This window comes from Aeromonas hydrophila subsp. hydrophila ATCC 7966 (assembly GCF_000014805.1).
Taxonomy (GTDB): Bacteria; Pseudomonadota; Gammaproteobacteria; order Enterobacterales; family Aeromonadaceae; genus Aeromonas; species Aeromonas hydrophila.
Genome location: NC_008570.1, coordinates 760,063 through 780,416, shown reverse-complemented (window position 1 = coordinate 780,416; position 20,354 = coordinate 760,063). Strand labels below are relative to the sequence as shown.

Annotated in this window: 16 protein-coding genes and 1 pseudogene; 6 read left to right on the top strand and 11 right to left on the bottom strand. The window is 64.2% G+C overall.

Features of this window, described 5'->3' with window-relative positions; genetic code table 11:
• Nucleotides 1-232: 232 nt before the first annotated feature.
• Nucleotides 233-2,079, bottom strand: a pseudogene (locus tag AHA_RS21995) (diguanylate cyclase).
• Nucleotides 2,080-2,302: 223 nt separating this feature from the next.
• On the opposite strand from AHA_RS21995, the gene AHA_RS03670 reads away from it, so the two are divergent.
• The gene (locus tag AHA_RS03670; protein ID WP_011704684.1) at nt 2,303-3,307 is read left to right on the top strand and encodes a sensor domain-containing diguanylate cyclase; all 1,005 of its coding nucleotides are present in this window, start codon (nt 2,303-2,305) and stop codon (nt 3,305-3,307) included.
• Nucleotides 3,308-3,316: 9 nt separating this feature from the next.
• Here the strand turns inward: AHA_RS03670 and viaA are convergent, their stop codons facing one another.
• Together viaA and AHA_RS03660 are read right to left on the bottom strand one after the other, a co-directional pair.
• Nucleotides 3,317-4,771: an ATPase RavA stimulator ViaA gene (viaA, locus tag AHA_RS03665; protein ID WP_077392294.1), complete on the bottom strand. Its 1,455-nt coding sequence runs from the start codon at nt 4,769-4,771 to the stop codon at nt 3,317-3,319.
• Between the two features lie 52 nt (nt 4,772-4,823).
• Nucleotides 4,824-6,431, bottom strand: a complete 1,608-nt coding sequence (locus tag AHA_RS03660) for an ATPase RavA domain-containing protein (RefSeq protein WP_162498688.1) — start codon at nt 6,429-6,431, stop codon at nt 4,824-4,826.
• A gap of 238 nt (nt 6,432-6,669) precedes the next feature.
• On the opposite strand from AHA_RS03660, the gene AHA_RS03655 reads away from it, so the two are divergent.
• Nucleotides 6,670-7,149 carry a DNA polymerase III subunit psi gene (locus AHA_RS03655; protein WP_077392295.1) on the top strand — a complete coding sequence of 160 codons (480 nt, stop codon included), beginning with the start codon at nt 6,670-6,672 and terminating at the stop codon, nt 7,147-7,149.
• Nucleotides 7,150-7,199: 50 nt separating this feature from the next.
• The gene (gene rimI, locus AHA_RS03650; RefSeq protein ID WP_011704681.1) at nt 7,200-7,649 is read left to right on the top strand and encodes a ribosomal protein S18-alanine N-acetyltransferase; all 450 of its coding nucleotides are present in this window, start codon (nt 7,200-7,202) and stop codon (nt 7,647-7,649) included.
• Nucleotides 7,650-7,674: 25 nt separating this feature from the next.
• Here the strand turns inward: rimI and AHA_RS03645 are convergent, their stop codons facing one another.
• Nucleotides 7,675-8,220, bottom strand: coding sequence for a thioredoxin domain-containing protein (locus tag AHA_RS03645; protein WP_011704680.1), 546 nt, complete (start codon nt 8,218-8,220; stop codon nt 7,675-7,677).
• A gap of 186 nt (nt 8,221-8,406) precedes the next feature.
• Between AHA_RS03645 and AHA_RS03640 the strand changes: the two genes are divergently transcribed.
• On the top strand, nt 8,407-10,197 hold the full coding sequence (locus AHA_RS03640) for an AMP-dependent synthetase/ligase (RefSeq protein WP_011704679.1): 1,791 nt from the start codon (nt 8,407-8,409) through the stop codon (nt 10,195-10,197).
• Nucleotides 10,198-10,279: 82 nt separating this feature from the next.
• Here AHA_RS03640 and AHA_RS03635 read toward each other — a convergent pair whose 3' ends face one another.
• The 5 genes from AHA_RS03635 to AHA_RS03615 all read right to left on the bottom strand — a co-directional run bounded on the left by AHA_RS03635 (nt 10,280) and on the right by AHA_RS03615 (nt 17,643).
• A complete protein-coding gene (locus AHA_RS03635) occupies nt 10,280-11,494 on the bottom strand; it encodes an aldose 1-epimerase family protein (RefSeq protein ID WP_011704678.1) in 1,215 nt (404 codons plus the stop codon).
• Between the two features lie 254 nt (nt 11,495-11,748).
• Nucleotides 11,749-13,338, bottom strand: a complete 1,590-nt coding sequence (gene gshA, locus AHA_RS03630; RefSeq protein ID WP_011704677.1) for a glutamate--cysteine ligase — start codon at nt 13,336-13,338, stop codon at nt 11,749-11,751.
• Between the two features lie 60 nt (nt 13,339-13,398).
• Nucleotides 13,399-16,212 carry a M16 family metallopeptidase gene (locus tag AHA_RS03625; protein ID WP_011704676.1) on the bottom strand — a complete coding sequence of 938 codons (2,814 nt, stop codon included), beginning with the start codon at nt 16,210-16,212 and terminating at the stop codon, nt 13,399-13,401.
• A gap of 19 nt (nt 16,213-16,231) precedes the next feature.
• Complete coding sequence (locus tag AHA_RS03620; protein ID WP_011704675.1) at nt 16,232-16,669, bottom strand: YqaA family protein; 438 nt, start codon at nt 16,667-16,669, stop codon at nt 16,232-16,234.
• Nucleotides 16,666-17,643 (bottom strand): NADP-dependent oxidoreductase, encoded by a 978-nt coding sequence (locus AHA_RS03615; protein ID WP_011704674.1) that lies wholly within the window; start codon nt 17,641-17,643, stop codon nt 16,666-16,668. Before AHA_RS03615 ends, AHA_RS03620 begins: the two co-directional genes overlap by 4 nt.
• Nucleotides 17,644-17,687: 44 nt before the next feature.
• Between AHA_RS03615 and AHA_RS03610 the strand changes: the two genes are divergently transcribed.
• Nucleotides 17,688-17,855: a hypothetical protein gene (locus AHA_RS03610; RefSeq protein ID WP_005308905.1), complete on the top strand. Its 168-nt coding sequence runs from the start codon at nt 17,688-17,690 to the stop codon at nt 17,853-17,855.
• A 49-nt stretch (nt 17,856-17,904) separates the two neighbouring features.
• Here AHA_RS03610 and AHA_RS03605 read toward each other — a convergent pair whose 3' ends face one another.
• A complete protein-coding gene (locus AHA_RS03605) occupies nt 17,905-18,903 on the bottom strand; it encodes a hypothetical protein (RefSeq protein ID WP_026080232.1) in 999 nt (332 codons plus the stop codon).
• Between the two features lie 302 nt (nt 18,904-19,205).
• On the opposite strand from AHA_RS03605, the gene AHA_RS03600 reads away from it, so the two are divergent.
• Entirely contained in the window at nt 19,206-19,523 is a 318-nt protein-coding gene (locus tag AHA_RS03600; protein WP_011704671.1) for a hypothetical protein, read from the top strand.
• A 52-nt stretch (nt 19,524-19,575) separates the two neighbouring features.
• On the opposite strand, the gene AHA_RS03595 is transcribed toward AHA_RS03600, so the two are convergent.
• Complete coding sequence (locus AHA_RS03595; protein ID WP_011704670.1) at nt 19,576-20,316, bottom strand: ferredoxin--NADP reductase; 741 nt, start codon at nt 20,314-20,316, stop codon at nt 19,576-19,578.
• Between the last annotated feature and the right edge of the window lie 38 nt (nt 20,317-20,354).

Sequence of the window (20,354 nt, the reverse complement as noted above, 5' to 3'; positions counted from 1 at the left end):
CGGCCTTAAGCCACCGTGGGATAATTCCGGAGTGCCGCATTGACTCACGGTCCGGCATGGATACGCAACGAGCCACACCAAGCTGGCATCAGACCAACCGGTGGAGAGAGGGAGAGGGTTGCGTTACATGGGTCTTCTCACCTGAGCCAAAGCAAAATTGCGCGACATTATACCCGCGCGAGTGAAAAATACCCAGCCCGGCTTTGCAGGCGAGCAGGGGAGCCTGCGCCCCCTACTCCGCCCGCATCACCTGGTTGCGGCCCGCCTGCTTGGCCCGGTACATGGCCTCGTCGGCCCGTTGCACCAGATCGCCGAAGCTCTCGTCGAGGGGGCTGTACTGGGCACAGCCGATGCTGACGTGCACCGGCTGCCCCTCCGGCATCCCGTCGATGCGCAGCTGGGCGACCCGATGGCGGATCCGCTCCGCCACCTCGACCGCCTCGTCGAGGCTGGTGTCGGGCAGCAGCACCAGAAACTCCTCGCCACCGTTGCGCCCCACCCGATCGAGGGAGCGCAGCTGGGCGGCGACGCAGCTGGCCACCTCGGCCAGCACCTTGTCACCCATGTGGTGGCCCAAGGTGTCGTTGACCTGCTTGAAGTGATCGATGTCGAGCTGCAGCACCGACAAGGTCCGGCCATGCTCTCGCGCCTGCTTGAACCAGGCCTGTCCCTTGGCCTGGATCTGGCGGCGGTTGTGCAGCCCGGTCAGATCGTCGGTCATGGCGAGCCGGCGCATCTTGCGGGAGCGGTTGAACTGATGCAGCGCCAGCATGCCCATCACCAGCAGCAACAAAATGACCACTGCATATTGCCAGTGGCGCCGCTCCTGCAGTTGCTTGAGCTTGGCCTCCTGCAGCAGCTGCTTGGTCTTGAGGGCCTGGTTCTCCAACTCCTTGCGGGCCAGATCGAACTCGAAGCGCATCTGCAACGAACGCTGCTCCCTGAGCACCCGCTCCAGAGAGTGCTTGGTCTCGACGTACTTTTTGAGGCTGGCCAGCGCCCCGTTGATCTGGCCCTGCTGCTCCAGGATCCGGGCCCGCACCTCGTAGACCCGCGCCAGGAAGCGCTGGTTCTTCTCCTTGACGAAGATGGGCTCGGCCTGGGCCAGGTAGTAGAGCGCCTTGGTCGGGTTGCTCTGCGCCGCCTCCGCCATCCCCATCACCAGTTGCCCAAAGTCACGCTGTCGGAGCTCTCGCCACTGCGCAGGATGGCATCCGCCTGCTGCAGCTTGCTCACCGCCTCGGCCACCTTGTTCTGGTTGAGCAGGATGGTGGCGATCTCGATCTGGATCCAGGCCAGCAACCCCTCCTTCTGCTGGGAGCGGTAGAGCTGCTCGGCCTGGATCATCAGCGGCAGGGCCCGTTCATACTCCCCCATCTCGGCATAGAGCAGCCCCTGCTGGGAGCGGATGTCCACCAGCCGCTCCTGATCCCCCAGGGTGCCGTAGTCGTGCTCCAGCTCCTTGAAGTAGCCCTCGGCCCGCTCGTAGAGCCCCATCCGCCGGTAGGCGTTGGCGATCTGGGCCAGCGCCTTGCCGTCCTGCCCCAGCGACTCGAAGCGCTTGTGCGCCTCGATAAGCTCCATCAGCCCCTCCGCCAGCTCCCCCTGATAGGCGTACATGTCGCCGCGAAAGCTGAGAATGTCGGCCTCCTGCAGCCGATCGCCGAGCCGGCGGGCAAGTACCAGCGCCTGCTGATAGTCGGCCTTGGCCTGGTCCATGTTGCCAAGCAGCTGCTGGTGAAAACCGCGACAGGTGAGCAGGCCGGTCTCGGTGATCCTGTCCTTGCGGGCCCGGGCGATGGCCAGCTGCTGATCGGCAAAGGCCACCACGGCGCGATACTCGCTGTCCCACTCGGCGGGCATGGCCCAGCACTGCAGGCGCACGATGCGCCCCTGCACGTCGAGGGGATACTCATCCTTGCTCGCCACCAGCGCGGCGATGCGCAGCCGGAATATGCGGTCGGGCTGGAAGCCCTCTTCCAGCAGCTGCAGCTCGCGGGAGAGCTGGGGTTCGGTCAGCGGCGCCCGGGCCGCCCAGGCGAGGGGCGTGCACAATCCCGTCAGCAGGATCAGGGTCATGATGCGTTTCATGCCGGTTCGGTTTCCCCTCTGGTGGTGCAGCTAGGCAGGTGTGTTCACTATGACCATCATATCCTGCCTTGTTCAAGCACACAGCCACCAGGGAGAAAGAGAGAAAATCAGCCAGATCTGGCGGGCTCTCACACTGACCCCTCGTGCCTCTTTACAGATGGAAAATCAGCATCGACTATAAGCGCCATCCACTACAGGGAAGCGCGGGTTGATGACATACCAGGAGCTGCAGGCGGCCTACGACAAGCTGCTGCAGGAGAACGAACGGCTCAAGCGGGTCGCCGAGGATGCGCGGGAGAAGCTGGAAGCCGCCATGGACGGCACCGGCCTGTGCATCTGGCAGAACCATGTGCCCACCGGCAAGCTCATCATCTTCAACCGCCGCTGGGGCGCCATGCTCGGCTACCAGCCCAAGGAGCTGTCAGCCCACTTCGACGTCTGGCGCGAGCACCTGCACCCGGAAGACAGGGAGCGGGTACTGCAGGCCTTCTTCGATCACCTGAGCGGCAAGAGCCCGTTTTATCAGGTGATGCACCGGATGATCGCCAAGGACGGCAAGACCACCTGGGTGCTGGACCGGGGCCGGGTGGTGGAGCGGGACGCACAGGGCAATCCCATCCGGGTGATGGGTACCCACATCGACATCACCCACGAGAAGGAGTACGAGCAGCAGCTGGCCCAGCTGGCCCACCGGGATCCCCTCACCGGCCTGCTCAACCGCACCGCACTGCAGCGCCAGTTCCCGCAGGAGTACCAGGCGATCTGCTTCATCGATCTCGACGACTTCAAGCAGGTCAACGACAACCTGGGCCACCGCGCCGGCGACGAGCTGCTGATCGCCCTCACCCGCCGCCTGCGCGACTGCTGCGAGGAGGGGGTGAAGATAGGCCGGCTCGGCGGCGACGAATTCGTGCTGCTGCTGCCCTGGACCAGCGACGATCCCCGCACCAGCCACCTGGCCCGCCAGTGCATCAACGCCATCTCCACCCCGTTCGAGCTGCCCAACGGCGACGCCTCGGTGGGATTGAGCATGGGTATTGCGGCGATCCGGCCGCAGGATGATTTCAGCACGGCGCTGGCCCGGGCCGACCAGGCCATGTATCGGGTCAAGCGCAGCGGCAAGCAGGGTTTTTACGTCTCCCAGCCGAGCGGCCAGCCGCTGCTGGATCAGGAACAGGTCAACGAACGGGGGCTCGGCCACCAGCCTCGCTGCTGACGGCCCGTCTCAACTGCGCTGCCAGCGCCGCAGCAGGCGCCCGCGCAGGCCGCAATCGAGCAGCCAGCTGTTGTCGAACACCCGCAGCAGCGCCGGTTTGGCATGGCGGGACATGGCCACCGCGTGAAAGCGGGTCTGCTGCTGGCGCTGGCGGTTCATCCGATCCAGCAGGCTGTGGGGCAGGCTCTGGGCGATGAAGTCGGAGACCACCAGCACGTCCGCCTTGGCAAAGGCGGGGTCATCCAGCTTGATCAGGGCCTTCTCGAGGCAGGGCACCAGATCGGTGCCGCCGTGAAAACTCATGGAGAGGAAGCGCTCCGCCTTGTCGAGCCCGGTGTCGGCGGTGATCTCCAGGGTCGCCACCTCGGTGGAGAAGAGCATCAGGTAGCAGCCCCGCTTCTCGTCCATCGCTACCTTGAGCAGCGCCAGAAACAGCGCCTTGGCACACTCCTCCGGGTATCCCCCCATGGAGCCCGAGGTGTCGATGCAGACGATGAAGGGCCCCCGTTGCTGCAGTTGCCGCCCACCAAGTTCCGGGGTGCGCAGCATGATGCGCTGGCGTGGCAGGGTGCCACGCGATTGGTAGCTGAGCAGGCGCCGCTCCAGATAGCGGCGGTAGAACTCCAGTTCCAGCTCCGGCAGCGCCAGCATCACCGCCTCGCTCGGCAAGAGGCGCATCAGATCGCTGGCCGGGTGAATACCCACCAGATCGTCCGGCACGTCGTCGGTCTGCACCTCCTCCAGCTCGTGCACCTGCACCGGCGGCACCGGCGAGTCGTTGGCCCGGTTGTCCTGCTGGCTGCGCCCCAGCAGGTTGGCGATCTCCGCCAGCAGCGGCTCGCGTTGCAGCATGCGGGCATACTGCTTGACCAGCACCAGGCTGCGCTTGTGCCAGCTGCCCTGCGCCAGATCCCACAGCCCGCCGGCGGAGATCTGGTTGGGATCGAGCGCATCGGCCAGGGTACGGCTCGCCAGCAGCTGATCTTCTATCTCCTGGCGCTGCTTCTCCCGCTCCGCCTCGGCGATCTGCTGCTGCAACTGCAGCAGGCTGCCCACCAGGCTGGTGCGCCACTTCTCGATCAGCAGCTGGCGCTGGCTGTCGGTGGGGTGAGCCATCAGCTGGCGCACCAGGCTGCGCGCCTCGCCGGCGAAGGGACTGTACTGCTCCAGCCCGTCCAGCAGGGCCGGCAGGCGCCCCATCAGCTCGGCCAGCGGCAACCCCTTGTGGGCCTGATAGAGGCGATACTCCTGCTCCAGCGCCACCGGCACCGGCTTGTGGCGCATCTCCTCCCCCAGCTGTTCGCTCCAGCGGCGGATGCGCTTTTGCAACAATCTGCCCTGCAGCGGGGAGCGCTTGATGAACTCGGAGATCTTGGGAGTGGAGGCCAGCAACAGCGCCATCTCGCCCGCCAGCTCCCCCTCGCCGATGAGCAGCCCCAGATCCATCATGCCGATCTCAAGCATGGCGACCTCCGCCGACCAGGCTTACCACAGTCCCTTTCGCGCTCGCCATGGCTCAGGCGTCCAGCTGCGGCAGCCGGTCGTGCCAGTGGCTGAGATCGCTGCGCAGCTGGTCCAGATCCCGGTTCAGCACGAAGAAGCTGTCCTCCACCTGCTGCAGCCAGTGGCGACCGATGAAGAGGTGCTGCTGATGGCGCTCGAACAGGTTGCGCTGGCGCTTGAGCTCCTGCGCCAGCACGCCAGCTTCTGCCAGCAGCCCGGTCAGGGCGGCCTGCCAGGGGGCGATCACCACCTCGGGGATGGGGTTGCGCTCCACCAGCACCAGGGGAATTTGCTGGCGCTGCAGATCCAGCACGTGCAGTCGCAGCTCGTCGTCCAGCACCAGCTCGTAGTGGCCCTCCTTGGGGTTGCCGAGCGGCCAGCCCACCAGCGCCTCGCCGGTGGGATGCCAGTGGGAGAGCAGGGTGCGGTCGAACACCAGCGTCTCCACCAGCCGCTCCGGATCGTCGCCATCCAGCGCCGCCGGGGTGAGCAGGTGGAAGTGCGCCAGCTTGCCGAACGGGCGGGCGTTGGCCAGCGGTATCTGGATGCCGCGGGCGCGGCGCCCGAACCACTGCTGGCGCTTTCTGGCCTTGCAGCACAGGCGCTGGGCCACGCTCTGTTTGAGCTGCTTGAACTGCTCCCGCAGCCCCATCAGCTGACGAGTCATGGCCAGCTGCTGATAGCCGTAGAGGCGGGAGAACTCGGTCATCATCTCCAGCAGGGCGGTGCGCGAGGCCTCGTCATGCCAGAGGCAATCCTTGAACAGCAGCAGATCGAGCGGGGCCACCTCGTCGCGGCCGTTGAAAAAGGCGCTCGCCTTGATGAGCCTGACGGCCTTCTTCCAGCGCCGATCCGACACATAGCAGCTGTGGGCCAGCTGGCTGTCGAGCTGCTGGCGCAGCTGATAGATGAGCTCGAAGCAGTCATCCGGCAACCGGATCCGGTCGATCTGCTCCTGCCACTCTAGGTACTCCTCGCCGTGGATCTGCACCGAGGGCGGCAGATTCTGGTGGGATTGACCGTCGCTAGCCAGCATGGCCTGGAAGTTGGCCTTCTCCTGCACCCGGTCCATCCAGATCCGCACCAGCATGCGGTCGTAGAGCGCTTCCAGCCCGCTGTCGGGGGCCGGCAGCTCGTTGGAGGCGGTCACCAGCAGCCGCATGGGGATGGGGTGCTGACTGTCGCCGTTGCGAAACTGCCGCTCGTTGATGGCGGTGAGCAGGGTGTTGAGGATGGCGGGGCCCGCCTTCCAGATCTCATCGAGGAACACCACCTCGGCCTCCGGCAGGTAGCCGGCGGTGAGCCGCAGATACTTGCCATCTTCCTTCAGCGCCTGAATGGAGAGGGGGCCGAACACCTCCTCCGGCGTGCTGAAACGGGTCATCAGGTATTCGAAGTGGCGGGCATCGAAGAAGGCCAGCTTGAGACGCCGCGCGATCAGGCTCTTGGCGATGCCGGGCGGGCCCAGCAGAAACACGCTCTCACCGCACAGGGCCGCCAGCAGACCGAGCCGCAGGGCATCCTGGCGCTCGTAGAGCCCCTCGCCGAGGGCCGACAGCAGGCGTGGCAGGCGCTCGTGAATGGGGGCGAGACGAAGATTCTGTGATGCTAAAGGTGGCATAGGCACACTTCCGATACTGGGGTTGTCTGGAACCGGCACACCCGCGACGCAATCGAAGGTTCCCTGTCCTGCTTGTTGGATTGTCGGGAGGCCGCCTGTGGCTCGCTCCGGCCGGTTGCCGAGCGCCGGGCCGCCTCACCTGGCTAAAACATACCGCAAAAGATGCAGCAAAACGCGTTCGAGTGTACCCTGCGCAGAGCTTTTTTCATCAATGCAGATCAAGACTGAGTCATCGTCCATGCAAGATCCAGTGCAGCTGACCACGGCGCGGGAGCCCACCCCCGCGCAACCTGACCAGGCATCCGGTCGCCTGCGGCAACACCTGCTGGCCCGGATGGGCATCCCGAGCTGGCAACTGCGCCGGCCAGCCCTGCTGGCGGGCCATCAGGTTGCGCCCGCTTCGGCCAATGAGATCCCGGCAAGCGAGCAGGAGGTGGCCCCCGCCTCGGCCGTGCCGAGCGAGCCGCCAAGCGGCAAGCTCTGGATCCTGGCGAGCCGGCTGCCCGCCCCCAGCCTGCTGGCGGATCTCTGCCAGCTGCTCGGCATCGGCAGCGACGAGGTCAGCCTGCTGAGCAGCCTGCCCGTCGGCCACACCCCGCCCCTGCTCTGGCTGGAGGCGGCCGATCCCGCCTGGCCAGAGGCCCTGATCTGTCCGCTCGCGCCCAGCCCGGCCCAGAAACGGGCGCTGTGGCAGCAGCTCAAGGGGCGCCTCGGCTGAGTGCCGAGCCCCACCCTCTCTTCGTTCAGCCGCCCCGACCCGGAGCCACCATGGTGCAATTTCGTCCCCTGCTCGAGACCGACTTCGAGCTCATCTACCCCATCGAACAGGCTGCCCACAAGGAGCCCTGGAGCCAGGCCAACCTGCTCTCCTGCTTCGGGCCGCGCTACCTCAACGGCCTGCTGCTGGTCGACGGCCAGCCGGCCGGTTTCTACATCTCGGATCTGGTGGCGGGCGACAGCTCGCTGATGAACATCTGCGTGCACCCCGACTTTCAGGGCAAGGGGCTGGGGCGAGCGCTGCTCAGGGAGTACCTCACCCGCAGCAAGGCCAACAAGGCCGAGGCCTGGTTCCTCGAGGTGCGGGCCGGCAACAGCACCGCCATCAGCCTCTACGAGAGCGAAGGGTTTGCCGAGTACTGCCGGCGCGCCGACTACTACGGCACCGGCCAGGATCGGGAAGATGCCGTGCTGATGTCCCGCCTGTTCGACTTCGGCTAAACCGCCGCGCTATACAGCAGCAACACTACAACAACGGCGCGTTGTCGAGAGCCGGATCCTGCAGGCTCTGAGTGGTGTGCAGCACCGCCTCAAACCCGGCGGCGGAGAGCGGCATGAAGAAACCGCGTTGCCAGGTCACCCCGGGCATCCAGATCTGCTGGATATCCACCACTATCTTGATGGGCTTGAGCGGCTCGCCCGGCTGCTGCACATAGATGCCGGGCGGCGTCGCCACCTGCGGGAAGCGCCGCAGTATGTGCTCGCTGCCATCCCCCGCATCTGGATTGAGGCGCACCTTGACCAGCCGGGCCAGCACCGGCGCCATCTCCGCTGATTGCCACAGGCTGGTATCCAGCAGCTTGCAGCGCCGGCATTTGGCGCGTTCGATCACGTAGAGCAGCGGATAGCCCTTGTGCAGGGCCAGCTGCAGCGCCTGCGCATAGCCTTCGGCGCCGCTCAGCCAGGGGTTGTCCTCCTCGCTCCCCGTGCCACCCAGCGTAAACCAGAGCCCGCCGGCCCCCGCCAATAACAGCAATACCCCGGTCACCACCCCCTTGATGCCGACACTCATTGTTCACCCTCCCTGAATGGCTCCGCATGTCAGCCCCCATCATGCCTCAAGTGCCCCCTAATTGACGACTTTGTGATCCAAGACAAATGGCGAACACTTGTAAGCTGTAATCTTAGAGTTTAAACTCCAGCGCGATTTTTCAGTGCCCCTTAGGGCGTACAACTGTTACTTGAGGATGTCTGACTGATGCCGAAACACCACCTGGTTCGACTGATGCGGGAGCGTATCGCCCGGCTTGGCAACAAGGCCGCCCTGCGCGTACAACAGGATGGCCAGTGGCGTGCCATCGGCTGGCGTACTCTTGGACAGGCCATGGACTACTGTGCCCAGGCGCTGATCCGCGCCGGCCACCAGCCCACCGAGATGGTCGGCATCTATGCCCGCAACATGCCGGAGTGGACCCAGGCCGATCTCGGCATCCTGGCCGCCCGCGGCGTCAGCGTCCCCATCTACCCCACCAGCACCCTGGATCAGCTGCGCTACATCGTCAAAGATGCCGGCATCAAGGTGTTGTTCGTCGGCGAACAGCCTCAGTTCGACCAGGCGCTGCAGCTCGTTGAAAACGGCGAGATCCGCCAGCTGGTCGCCCTCGACAGCAACGTCAACCTGCGCGGCTGCCCGCAGGCGAGCCACTTCCAGACGTTTCTGGTCTCCGGCAACCACCAGCCCAGCGAACAGGTGCTGCGCGAGCGCGAGAGCCAGTACCGGATGGACGACCTGCTGACCCTGATCTACACCTCGGGCACCACGGGTGAACCCAAGGGGGTGATGCTCGATTTCGCCAACATCGCCGCCTGCTTCGAGATGCACAACAGCCGCCTCGATCTGAACGAGCAGGATGTGTCGCTCTGCATGCTGCCGCTCAGCCACGTGTTCGAGCGGGCCTGGAGCTACTACGTGCTCTATTGTGGCGCCGAGAACGTCTACATCCGCGATCCGCAGAAGGTGATGGATGTCATCGGCGAGGTGCAGCCCACCGTGATGTGCGCCGTGCCGCGCCTCTACGAGAAGGCCTACGCCATGATCCAGGCCAGGGTGGCCCAGGCGCCGCGTCTGCGCCAGGCCCTGTTCGGCTGGGCCACCAAAGTGGGCAAGCAGATGGTCGCCACCCGCCAGGCGGGCAAAACCGCCTCCCCGCTGCTTTACGGCCAGCTCTGGCTCGCCGAGCGACTGGTGTTTCGCAAGCTGCGCGCCCGTTTTGGCGGCCGCACCCGCTTCCTGCCGGTGGCTGGCGCCCGCCTCGCCGACGAGGTGAACTTCTTCTTCCAGGCCATGGGGCTCAACCTCAAGTACGGCTACGGCATGACCGAGACCACCGCCACCGTCTGCTGCTACGAAGACAGCCAGTTCAAGCTGGGCTCCATCGGCACGGCGCTCTGCGGCATCGAGGTGAAACTGGGTGAGAACAACGAACTGCTGGTGCGCTCCCCTACCGTGATGCGCGGCTACTACAACAAGCCGGAAGCGACCGCCGAGGTGATGACCGAGGATGGTTTCCTGCGTACTGGTGATGCCGGCGAACTCGACAGCGAAGGCAACATCTACTTCACCGAGCGCCTCAAGGAGCTGATGAAGACCTCCAACGGCAAGTACGTGGCCCCGCAACTGGTGGAAGGCACCATCGGCAAGGATCGCTTCATCGAGCAGATCGCCATCGTCGCCGATGCCCGCCACTTCGTGTCGGCGCTGATCGTGCCCTGCTTCGAGTCGCTGGAGGAGTACGCCCGCTCCATCAACCTGCAGTACCAGTGCAAGACCGAACTGCTGCGCCACTCCAAGGTGGTGGAGTTCTTCGAGGCGCGCATTCAGGATCTGCAAAAAGAGCTTGCCAAGTTCGAGCAGGTGAAGAAGTTCACCCTGCTGCCGAGCGCCTTCTCCATGGAGCTGGGGGAACTGACCCCGACCATGAAGCTGCGCCGCAAGATCATCGAGTCCAAGTACCAGAGCGAAATCGAGGCGATGTATAACCATGTCTGAGTACAACCACGTCTGATACCGCTCGGGTTCAGGGAAATAAAAAAGCCGCTTCAAGAGCGGCTTTTTGCTGTTTGTCCGTCACTTACGGCAGCTTGACCAGCGGCTGGTCGCGCAGTTCGGTGGGCCGACCGGCCTGGATCTGCTCCACCCTGGCTAGAGCCTGCTTCACCTCGTCGGCGTTCTGCAGCAGGCGGTAGGTCAGATCGAAGGTCTTGGTCTCCCCCGGCTGAATTTTGGGGACCAGCCCCAGCGGGCGCTGGTACTTGGTGCTGTAGGCATAGCTGGTGCCGGGTTCGATGCCGGTCACATAGCCCTGGGCCCGGGTGTCGGTGTTCTTCCACAGGGTCAGCACCGGCAACTGCCTGGTGTTGTAACCCACCGCCACCCCGGCGCTGCCTGCCCGGTTGTTCAGCACCGCCAGGGTGTTGCCCTCGGCATCGCTGTAGGGCACCAGGTTGAACACCATCTCGTCGAAGCCCTTGGTCGGCCCCAGATAGGTTTGCCAGCTCTTCAGCCCCCCCTTGGCATAGTCGTTGAACGGGGAGATCTGCTTCACCGGGGTGCTGACGCGCGCGCCCTCCTCTAGGATGGGGGCCCCGAAGTTGCCGTGGTAGATGATCTGGTACTCGTTCTCGTAATCGGCGTGGTTGGTCAGCTTGTCTTGCAGGGCAAACTCCGCCTGACCGGGCACGACGCTGAGCTGGGTCCAGGTGACCAGCTCGCTCATCTTGAAGGTGCGCTCATCCACCCGGCCCAGTACGTGAATGGCGTAGGGTGGCTCCTCGTCTATGGTCACGCTGACCACGGAGGCCGGGATGTTCTGCACCCGGCCGTGCAGACTCTTGAGGCGGCCGTCGTCATCCACTCCCGGGTGACCGGTCCACTCGTAGCCACAGCGCACCAGCATCTCGTTGAAGCCATCGAGCCAGCCGAGCCCGGCGCGGCTCTCCAGATCGATGAAGGCCGGATTGACCACCTCCTTGACCGGCGAATCCCAGCCGAGGCGCAGATCGGCGGCTCTGACCTCCTTGATCCCCATGCCGCGGGTCGGGATCAGGGTTATCTTCATCACCCCGTTGTCGACAATCAGCAGGTCCACCCCCTCCTGACGCCCGCCATGCAGCCGTTTCTTCTCGATGCTGAACGGTGCCGGACTCTTGATCCCCAGCTTGTCGCTGGTGATCTTCCAGTCCCCCACATCCAGCCCCTGCTGGGAGTCGGTCAGCAGGAATCCGGCAGCCTGGCCCGAGCTGGCGCCCAGCGTGAACAGTACCGCAATGGAAAGTCTCTTCAACATGGATTTATCCTCGTGTCTCTTGTTTTTGTGAAAGCTGAATCGTTTCAGTGATCGAGAAATTAGGCGGCAAACCCATCAGACTCAAGCTGCAAAAGAGGAAAATGTGAGCCGATTGACAATAAAACCGCCCATCGCGCTGCTGAAGTGAAGGCTGACTCACAGTTATTTTCGGGCCCGTGACGACCGACCGCCCACTGGAGACCGCCCATAAAAAAGCCGCTCCGAAGAGCGGCTTGCAGCAGAAATGGAGCCCGTCAGGCAGGGGTCTTGCTGGTCCCGAAGTAGTCGGCCAGGAAGTCGTCGAACGACAGGCTGTCGCTGCGCTCGCGTTCCCGCTGCTTGGCCAGCGAGTCGCGGGCCTCGCCGGCAAAGTAGGCATCGTCCCAGTACTGCAGCTCACCGGCCAGCATCTCTTCCCGGTAGCGGTTGGCAAGCTCGTCGCCGAAGCAGCCGTTGTCCTGGCCGCTCTCCAGCAACTGCTTGAGCAGGCGGGCGGAGTAGGTGAGCTCGGGGTTGAGCAGCTTCTCGCGGTGCATCGCCAGGGTCTCGCGGTAGCGGTTGCGACCGCAGCAGCGATCCAGCAGCGCGGCCAGCTCGTCGAACAGCTTGAGGCCGTACTCCTTCAGGCCGATGGCATGACCCTGCTCGTCTTCCAGCTCGAGGCCGGGACGACGCCCTTCCAGCACCACCTTGGTCTGGTTGCGGCGATTGCGGGCAATCTCCTCGTCGCCCAGCACCGGGGACGGGCGCAGCAGACACCAGACCAGGAACAGGTCGAAGAAGCGGATCTGATCCACCTCGATACCGTACGGGGTGAAGGGATTCACATCCACGGTGCGCAGTTCGATGTACTCGATGCCGCGCTGCTCCAGCGCGTCCGACGGCTTCTCGCCGCTGCGCGGGGTGCGCTTGGGCCGGATCGGGGCGTACAGCTCGTTCTCCAGCTGCAGCACATTATCGTTGAGCTGGCGGTACTCGCCATTCACCTTGACGCCGATCTTGGCGAAGTCGGGATCATGGGTGTTGATGGCGCGACGCAGGCTGCTCACATAGGCCGGCAGGCTGTCGTGGCTGATCTTGAGCCCCGCCTGGGCGCTGTTGGTGTAGCCCAGATCCGACAGCCGCAGGGCGGTGGCATAGGGCAGGTAGAGGGTGCCCTTGCCAGTCTTCTGGAACGGCAGATTGCTCTTGCGCCCTTTGAGGAAGGAGTCGCAGATGGCCGGCGAGGCACCGAACAGATAGGGCACCAGCCAGCCGAAGCGGTAGACGTTGCGAATAAGCCCCATGTACTTGTCGGAGATAAAGCGCTGGCTGCAGCACCCCTCGCACACCAGCTCCTGCCACTCGCACCAGAAGCTGTCCGGCATGGAGAAGTTGAAGTGCACCCCGGCGATCACCTGCATCAGGCTGCCGTAGCGGTTCTTCAACCCCTGCCGGTAGAGGGTCTTCATCCGGCCGATGTTGGAGCTGCCGTACTGGGCCAGCCGGATGTTCTCCTCGTCGCCGACGAAGCAGGGCATGGAGAGCGGCCAGATCCGCTCATCACCGAGATGATGGATGGTGTGACGGTGGATGTCGCCAAGCTGTTCCATCAGGCTGTCGATGGAGTCGGTGGCCGGCGTGATGAACTCCAGCAGGCTCTCCGAGTAGTCGGTGGTGATGTTGGCATGGGTCAGCGCCGAGCCCAGACTGCGGGGGTGATCGGTCTGGGCCAGGGTTCCTTCCGGGGTGATGCGCAGACATTCACGTTCGATCCCGCGCCGGATCCCCTTGAGGGCGGTCAGCCGTTCCGGCGAACCCAGGGCGGTCAACAACTCGGTGAGTGACAAGCTTGTCGTAGTCATATTCACGGCTCATGTGTGGCCGCCCCACAGGGGGGCGGCACTCTTTATTATGTAGCGCCCTCAGGGCAGCTGCAGCGGATAGATGGGAAGATGAAGCTCCTTCAAGGGTTTTTCAAGCTTTTGCTTGTCCCCCACCACCACAATCACCATCTCGGCCGGGTCAAGCCAGCGTGCCGCACTGGCCTTGAGCGTCTCGGCCGACACCGTCTTGATCAGGTTGTTCTGGGCCTGCACATAGTCCGGCTTCAGGTCGTACATGATCATCTGCAGCAGGAAGCCCGCCTTCTGGCCCAGGGTCTCGTAGGAGAGCGCATCCTGCTGGGAGACGGCGCTGCGCATGTAGGCAAGCTCGACCGGGGTCGGGCCGTTCTTGCAGTAGTTGTCCATCTCCTTGAGGAACTGGCGGATGGCATCCACGGTCGCATCGGCCCGCACGTTGGCACCGGTGGCGAAGGTACCCGCCTCCCGGTTGGCGGAGAAGCCCGAGCTGGCACCATAGGTGTAGCCCTTGTCTTCTCGCAGGTTGAGGTTGATGCGGCTGTTGAAGTTGCCGCCCAGGTTGAAGTTCATCAGCCCGGCGGTGAAGTAGTCACCCGTGGTATCGAACGGCATGGCGCGGCGACCGATGCGGATCACCGACTGGGGCGCCCCTGGCTTGTCCACCAGATAGATGCCCGGCTTGGCCTGCTCGCCCGCCGGCTTGAGGCTGCCCAGAGAGGGCTCGGCCCCCTTCCACTGGGTCAGGAAGGCGAGTTGATCCTCCACCTGGGACTGGGTCACGTCACCCACCACCACCACCTTGGCGTTGGTCGGGTTGTAGTAGTTCTGATAGAAGCGCTTCACGTCCGCCAGGGTCAGCTTCTCGACATCGGCCAGCACGCCGTCACCCGGCTGTCCGAGGCGGTTCTGCTTGCCGTAGACCAGCTCGCGGAATGCCTGACCGGCCAGCCACTCCGGCTGCTGCTCGCTCTGCTTCATGCCCTGCAGCATCTGCGACTTGACCCGCTCGAAGTCGGCTTCGCGCATGCCGGGCCGTTCAAACACCTCGCGCACCAGCGCCAGGGTCTGCGGCAGCTTGTCGGTCAGGCTGCTGATGGTGACCAGGTTGTTGTACTGGGCGCTGGAGACGCTGACGCTGGAGCCGAGCTTTTGCAGCTCGTCGCTGAGCTGAGCCTCGGTCAAACGCACCGAGCCCTGTCCCATCATGCTGGCGGTGAGGCTGGCCAGCCCCAGTTCGCCCTTGCCCTCAGCCCGCATGCCGCCCGGCAGGGCGACCATGATGGAGACGGCGGGGATCTCGTCGCTCTGGGTACCGATGATCTCGATCCCCTTGTCGAGCTTGCCGTGCCAGATGGCCGGCACCTTGACGCTCACCGCATCGGCCGCCTTGGGCTGCACGCTGCGATCAAAATCGTCTTTCACCGGTCGCTCGGCCAGTACCTGATCATGCTTGCTGTAATCCGGCAGCTCACGCTTGGCCGGGGTGAAGTTGGGCTTGGCGGCCTGCCAGTCGCTCTTGCCCTTGGGCACCACGCTCAGCACCACCGCCGGCTTGTTCAGGATGAACTTGTCGTAGGCGGTCTTGACCTGCTCCGGGGTCACCTTGCCGATGGCATCCAGGCTCTTGAACACATAGTTGGGATCCTGGGCGAACACCTGACCCATGGCGAGCTGGCTCACCTTGCCGGAGACGCTGTCCAGACCCCAGATGGCCGAGGCGCGATAGCTGTTGATCGCCTTCTCCAGATCCTCCGGCTTGAGGCCGCGGCCGGCGAACTCGCCGATCACCTTGTCCACCTCGCTCTTGAGGGTCTTCAGGCTGCCGTCCACTGCCGGGTTGGGATAGGCGTAGACGGTCAGGGTACAGGCCAGTTCCTCGCAGTAGTGGGAGGCGCCCGCATCAATGGCCTTGCCGCTCTTGACCAGCGACTGGTAGAGCATGGAGCTGGCGCTGCCGCCCAACACATCGGCAAACATGTCGAGCGCCGGCTCCTGCGGATCGCCGAGCGACACGGTCGGGTAGCTGATGTAGAGCAGCGGCAGGTGCACCTTGTCCTCAAGCGTCACGTAACGGGTCTCGGGCAGGGTGACGGGCGCAGGGGTCGGCTCGGCCACGTCCGGGCCGCGCGGGATGGAGCCGAAATACTGCTCAATCCAGGCCAGCGCCTGCTTGGTGTCGAAGTCGCCGCCCAGAGTCAGAGTCGCATTGTTGGGGCCGTACCAGCGCAGGAAGAACTGCTTGAGGTCGTTGACGTCGACCCGGTCGAGATCCTCCACATAGCCGATGGGCTGCCAGGAGTAGGGGTGGGTGCGCGGGTAGAGCGCCTCGCCCACCTTCTCGCTCACCAGACCGTAGGGCTGATTGTCGATGCGCTGGGCCCGCTCGTTCTTGACGGTGGCGCGCTGGATCTCGAACTTCTTCTGGCTCACCGCATCGAGCAAGAAGCCCATGCGGTCGGCCTCCAGCCAGAGCACCTTCTCCAGCTGGTTGGCCGGCACGGTCTCGTAGTAGTTGGTGCGATCCTTGTTGGTGGTGCCGTTCATGTCACCGCCAGCTTCGTTGATGATCCGCATGTGCTCCTGATCCCCCACATGCTTGGAGCCCTGGAACATCATGTGCTCGAAGAAGTGGGCGAAACCGGACTTGCCCACCTGCTCGCGGGCCGAGCCCACGTGGTAGGTGACGTCCAGGTGCACCAGGGGATCGGATTTGTCGGGCGCCAGAATGACGGTCAGGCCGTTGTCCAGCTTATACATCTGGTAGGGAATGCCGAGCTTGCCCTCTTCCTTGACCTGTTCCGACACCAGGGTGGGTGCCGCCAGCACGGGCAGGGAGAAGCCCAGAAGCATGCTTAATGGAATGAGTTTGTTCACGGTTACCTCGTGAGTGAAGCTAGAAGATCTGCCTGGCCAGCAGAAAGACCAGGGCATAACGCAACAATTTGCCGAGCCCGATGAGAATGAGAGAGCGCCAGAAGGAGAGACGCAGCCAGCCGGCCAGCAGACAGAGACCATCGCCGATCACCGGCGTCCAGGCCAGCAGCAGACACCAGTGGCCATGTTGTTTGAGCCAGCCGAGGGCTTTTTGTTCCCCACGGCCTTGAAAATCTTCCGGTTTTTTCTTGAAGGTGGCGAGCCAGCCGAGCCACCAGGTGGTCATGGAGCCGAGGGTGTTGCCCAGCGTCGCCCACAGCAGCAGGCTGACCATGCTCCACTCCCCCTTGGTCGCCATGGCGCCCAGCAGCACTTCCGAGCTGCCGGGCAGCAGGGTGGCGGAGGTGAAGGCGCTCAGAAACAGCCAGCCGAGCCCCAGCTCGGTGATGCCGTTCATCCGGCAAGAGTCTCCGCGGCAGGCATACGCAGCAACAGCTTGCCGCGCACGTGGCCCTGCTCGATGGCCTGATGGGCCAGCGCCCCCTCGGCCAGGGCATACTCCCCGGCGACCGTGACCTGAACCTCACCCTGGCGCAGCAAGGTCAGCATCTGGCTCAGCTGCTGGCGGTCGGGGTGTACCAGCATGCCGAGCACCTCGATGGCGCTGCCGGCCGCGGCATCCTTGATCTGCTGGGCGCTGATGGTGGGCACCGTCACCAGCCGGCCACCTGGCTTGACGCAGGCGAGCGCCGCCTTGCCGCTCTCGCCCCCCACCAGATCCAGCACCAGCTCGACCTGACCCACCTGGGCTACCCAGTCTGCGTCATGGTAATCCACCATCCGACTGGCCCCCAGCCCGTGCAGGAAGCTGTGGTTGTCGCGACTCGCCGTCGCCACCACCTCGGCGCCATAGGCGCTGGCAAACTGCACCGCCAGGTGGCCGACACCGCCGGCACCGGCCAGGATCAGCACCCGTTGCCCCGCCTTGAGGGCGCCGTGTTCAAACAGCCCCTGCCAGGCGGTGAGGCCCGCTAGCGGCAGCGCCGCCCCCTGTCTGAGGCCAATATCTTCCAGCCTGACCAGCTCCTCCTCGCGCGCCACCACGGACTCGCCGTAGCCGCCGGCCGCGAGGGGAAAGCCCACCATGCCGCACACTCGATCCCCCTCGGCCAGCGCGGTGACGCCGGGGCCTATCTTCTCCACCACCCCGGCCACGTCATAGCCCGGCGTCCAGGGCAGCTTGTCCTTGTTCTGGGCCGCCGCCCAGCCGAGGCCGGCCCGGGTCTTGGCATCGATGGGGTTGACCCCCGCAAAGCAGATGCGCACCCGCACTTCGCCGTCGGCTGGCACCTTGTCCAGGGAAGGGTTGAGCCGAAGTACCGAGGGGTCACCGAATGCGGTAATCTGTAGCTGCGTCATTGCACAATCCATCCTGTTGATTGATCAAGGGTCAACAGAATAACAGCGAGGACACCATGGCTCGAATGTTTCTTATTCCTCTGTTGCTGGCCCTGGGGTGGTGGGCGTTTCTGCTCTACTTCCGCATCCCGCTCAAACAGGGGGCCAAGGGCTTTTACTGGATCATCGGCATCGGTGGCGGGCTGGCCGCCTTCCTCAGCCTGATGATGGTGCTGACCCACTAGCACAGCCCCCACGCGGCAATAAAAAGGCCACCCTGCGGTGGCCTGATGATCAACTCCCCTGCGAGCTGAGATGGTAGTGGCGGTTGCTGCCCTGCCCCAGCACCCCCTGGGCCAGCAGATGCTGGAACACCCGATCCACCTCCTCCAGCGACAGCGACAGCGCCTCTGCGACCCGCCGCTTGCTGCACTTGAGCTCACCGCTCTCCAGCGCGCTGCGCACCTGAGCCACCACCTCCGGCTCGGGCTCCGGTCTGGCCATCACGGCAGGCACCATGGCTGCCGCTTCCGCCTGGCGGGCCAGGGTCTGCTCCCTGGCCTGCTGCCACAGCCAGCTGCGACGAAAGCGGTTCTCCTCGCCGATCAGGCTGACGAAGAAGGCGCCGAACACGTCGAGCAGCACGGAGAGGAAGCAGACCAGCAGAAACTGCACCTGACTGATGCTCATTCCCACCCCATCCGCCAGGCTGCTCATCAGTCCCAGCATGGAGGATTGCTCGTTGATGGGCTTGGCATCGCGCTCCTGGCGCAGCTCATCCTGGCGCAGCCTGAGCTTGGTGTTGGCCTGCTGCAACCCGCTGACGCCGCTGGAGATGCGCGCCATCTCGATGTACTTGCGGGCCGCCTCCTCGTTGAGCTGGATCTGCCGCTCTATGCTGGCGATCTGCTCGTCGAAGCGGGCGATCTCCCGCTCATGGCGCGCCTGCTGGTTGAGTATGGTGTTGGTGGCGCTGTTGATGCCGCCTATGCTGCCACCGATGGAGATGGCCGCCAGCACGCTGTAGAACAGCAACGACCAGAAGGCCCCGCTCAGCTCCCGCCGCGCCTTGCACTCACCGTACTCGTACCAGACGTAGAACTTGCCCAGCTCGAAAATGATGGCCAGGCCGCCGAACAACCACTTCATCAGGGGGTTCTCGTCGATGGAGAGAAACAGCAGCAGGGAGAAGACGATGGAGGCCAGAATGGCCAGCCCGGTAAAACTGTACACCGTGGTCAAGGCGAACCACCCCTTGGGGTAGCGCAGCACGGTAGAAGCCTGTGTAGTCATGATGAAGGGGGTGCGATATGCAGGAAAAGTTGGCTGCCGATTATAGTCAGCCGAGCCACAGAATGAAGGCTAATCATTTGAATTGACTCAGATACCTTCACAAACGGACAGGCTGCGACCAGATTGGGCAAATTGTCGACGCTTCCCCGTTGTCTGCCGCAGAAAACCCCGCTAGCCTGATCGCCTGCCCGCCCGCTGCAAGCCGGCATGACATGCCCGCCAGCTGACGTCGTGCCTAGTTCCGGCCCGGTTAAGGCGCCAGCTTCTACACTGAGACCAATCCTTCCGCACTCGAGGTCATCATGCACAAATCCATACTGCTGCTCTCCCTGCTGCTCGTCCAAGGCATGGCCATGGCGGCGCCCCCCTCCAAGAACAACGATGGCGTCAAACTCTCCACCGACGACATCAAGCTGGACATCAACTGGGATCAGAAAGAGTACGACTGGTGGCAGAGCAACTGCCTCGATCTCGGCATCGGCGACAGCCGCATCCAGCTCAACTGCGACAAGATGGACGGCAAATACCGGGACCACTACAACCGCAGCATCCACAGCGGCAACAACCCGGGCCAGGGCCACAACAAGCAGAAAGGCAACGGCAACAGCAAGAAGAATTGATCCTCATCCCCGTTACCCTGACACAGGGGCCGAGGCCCCTGTGTCCATTTCTCTACCAGTAGTTCTCCGCACTGATGTTGCCGGGCGCCCGCCGCAGGTTCTTGGCCAGCCCCAATGACAGCAGGGTCTGCTGGGTCTCCTTCACCATGGCCGGGTTGCCGCAGATCAGCACCTGACTCAGCTCAGGGGCAAATTCCAGCCCGACCCGCGCCTGCAGCCGACCGTCGGCAATGGCTGCCGGGATCCGCCCTGCCATCGCCTCGGGCCATTCCTCCCGGCTGACGAAAGGCACATAGCGAAAACGCTCGCCGTGGCGGGCGGCAAACCCCACGATAAGCTCCCGGTAGCTCAGCTCTTCCCCCTTGCGCACCCCGTGCACCAGCACCAGATTCTCGAAACGGGCGAAGGCTTCTCCGTCGGCCAGCATGGAGAGGAAGGGGCCGATGGCGGTACCGGTGGAGAGCAGCCAGAGATCGCGCCCGGCCGGTACCTCGTCCAGGGTCAGAAAACCGGTCGCCAGGGATTGCACCAGCAGGCTGTCGCCCGCTTGCAGGGAACCGAGGGACGGAGTCAGTTCCCCATCGGGGATCTCGACGAAATAGAACTCGTGATAGGGGGCTGACGGGGGATTGACGAAGGAGTAGGCCCGCTGGACGCGGCGATCGCCCTGCTCGAGGGCCAGTTTGGTGAATTGCCCCGCCTTGTAGGGGGCCAGCTCGGCCGCCACACGCAGGGAGAACAGGGTGGGCGTCCACTCGATACGCTCAAGGACGCGACCTTCGACCCAGGCCATAGGGATCTCCTCCAGAAGAACGGATCCTTACTCTAACC

Excerpts from the sequence above, each read along its gene's own strand:
- AHA_RS03670 (WP_011704684.1), top strand. The coding sequence starts at position 2,303 with ATGACATACCAGGAGCTGCAGGCGGCCTACGACAAGCTGCTGCAGGAG.
- viaA (WP_077392294.1), bottom strand. The coding sequence starts at position 4,771 with ATGCTTGAGATCGGCATGATGGATCTGGGGCTGCTCATCGGCGAGGGG.
- AHA_RS03660 (WP_162498688.1), bottom strand. The coding sequence starts at position 6,431 with ATGCCACCTTTAGCATCACAGAATCTTCGTCTCGCCCCCATTCACGAG.
- AHA_RS03655 (WP_077392295.1), top strand. The coding sequence starts at position 6,670 with ATGCAAGATCCAGTGCAGCTGACCACGGCGCGGGAGCCCACCCCCGCG.
- rimI (WP_011704681.1), top strand. The coding sequence starts at position 7,200 with ATGGTGCAATTTCGTCCCCTGCTCGAGACCGACTTCGAGCTCATCTAC.
- AHA_RS03645 (WP_011704680.1), bottom strand. The coding sequence starts at position 8,220 with ATGAGTGTCGGCATCAAGGGGGTGGTGACCGGGGTATTGCTGTTATTG.
- AHA_RS03640 (WP_011704679.1), top strand. The coding sequence starts at position 8,407 with ATGCCGAAACACCACCTGGTTCGACTGATGCGGGAGCGTATCGCCCGG.
- AHA_RS03635 (WP_011704678.1), bottom strand. The coding sequence starts at position 11,494 with ATGTTGAAGAGACTTTCCATTGCGGTACTGTTCACGCTGGGCGCCAGC.
- gshA (WP_011704677.1), bottom strand. The coding sequence starts at position 13,338 with ATGACTACGACAAGCTTGTCACTCACCGAGTTGTTGACCGCCCTGGGT.
- AHA_RS03620 (WP_011704675.1), bottom strand. The coding sequence starts at position 16,669 with ATGAACGGCATCACCGAGCTGGGGCTCGGCTGGCTGTTTCTGAGCGCC.
- AHA_RS03615 (WP_011704674.1), bottom strand. The coding sequence starts at position 17,643 with ATGGATTGTGCAATGACGCAGCTACAGATTACCGCATTCGGTGACCCC.
- AHA_RS03610 (WP_005308905.1), top strand. The coding sequence starts at position 17,688 with ATGGCTCGAATGTTTCTTATTCCTCTGTTGCTGGCCCTGGGGTGGTGG.
- AHA_RS03605 (WP_026080232.1), bottom strand. The coding sequence starts at position 18,903 with ATGACTACACAGGCTTCTACCGTGCTGCGCTACCCCAAGGGGTGGTTC.
- AHA_RS03600 (WP_011704671.1), top strand. The coding sequence starts at position 19,206 with ATGCACAAATCCATACTGCTGCTCTCCCTGCTGCTCGTCCAAGGCATG.
- AHA_RS03595 (WP_011704670.1), bottom strand. The coding sequence starts at position 20,316 with ATGGCCTGGGTCGAAGGTCGCGTCCTTGAGCGTATCGAGTGGACGCCC.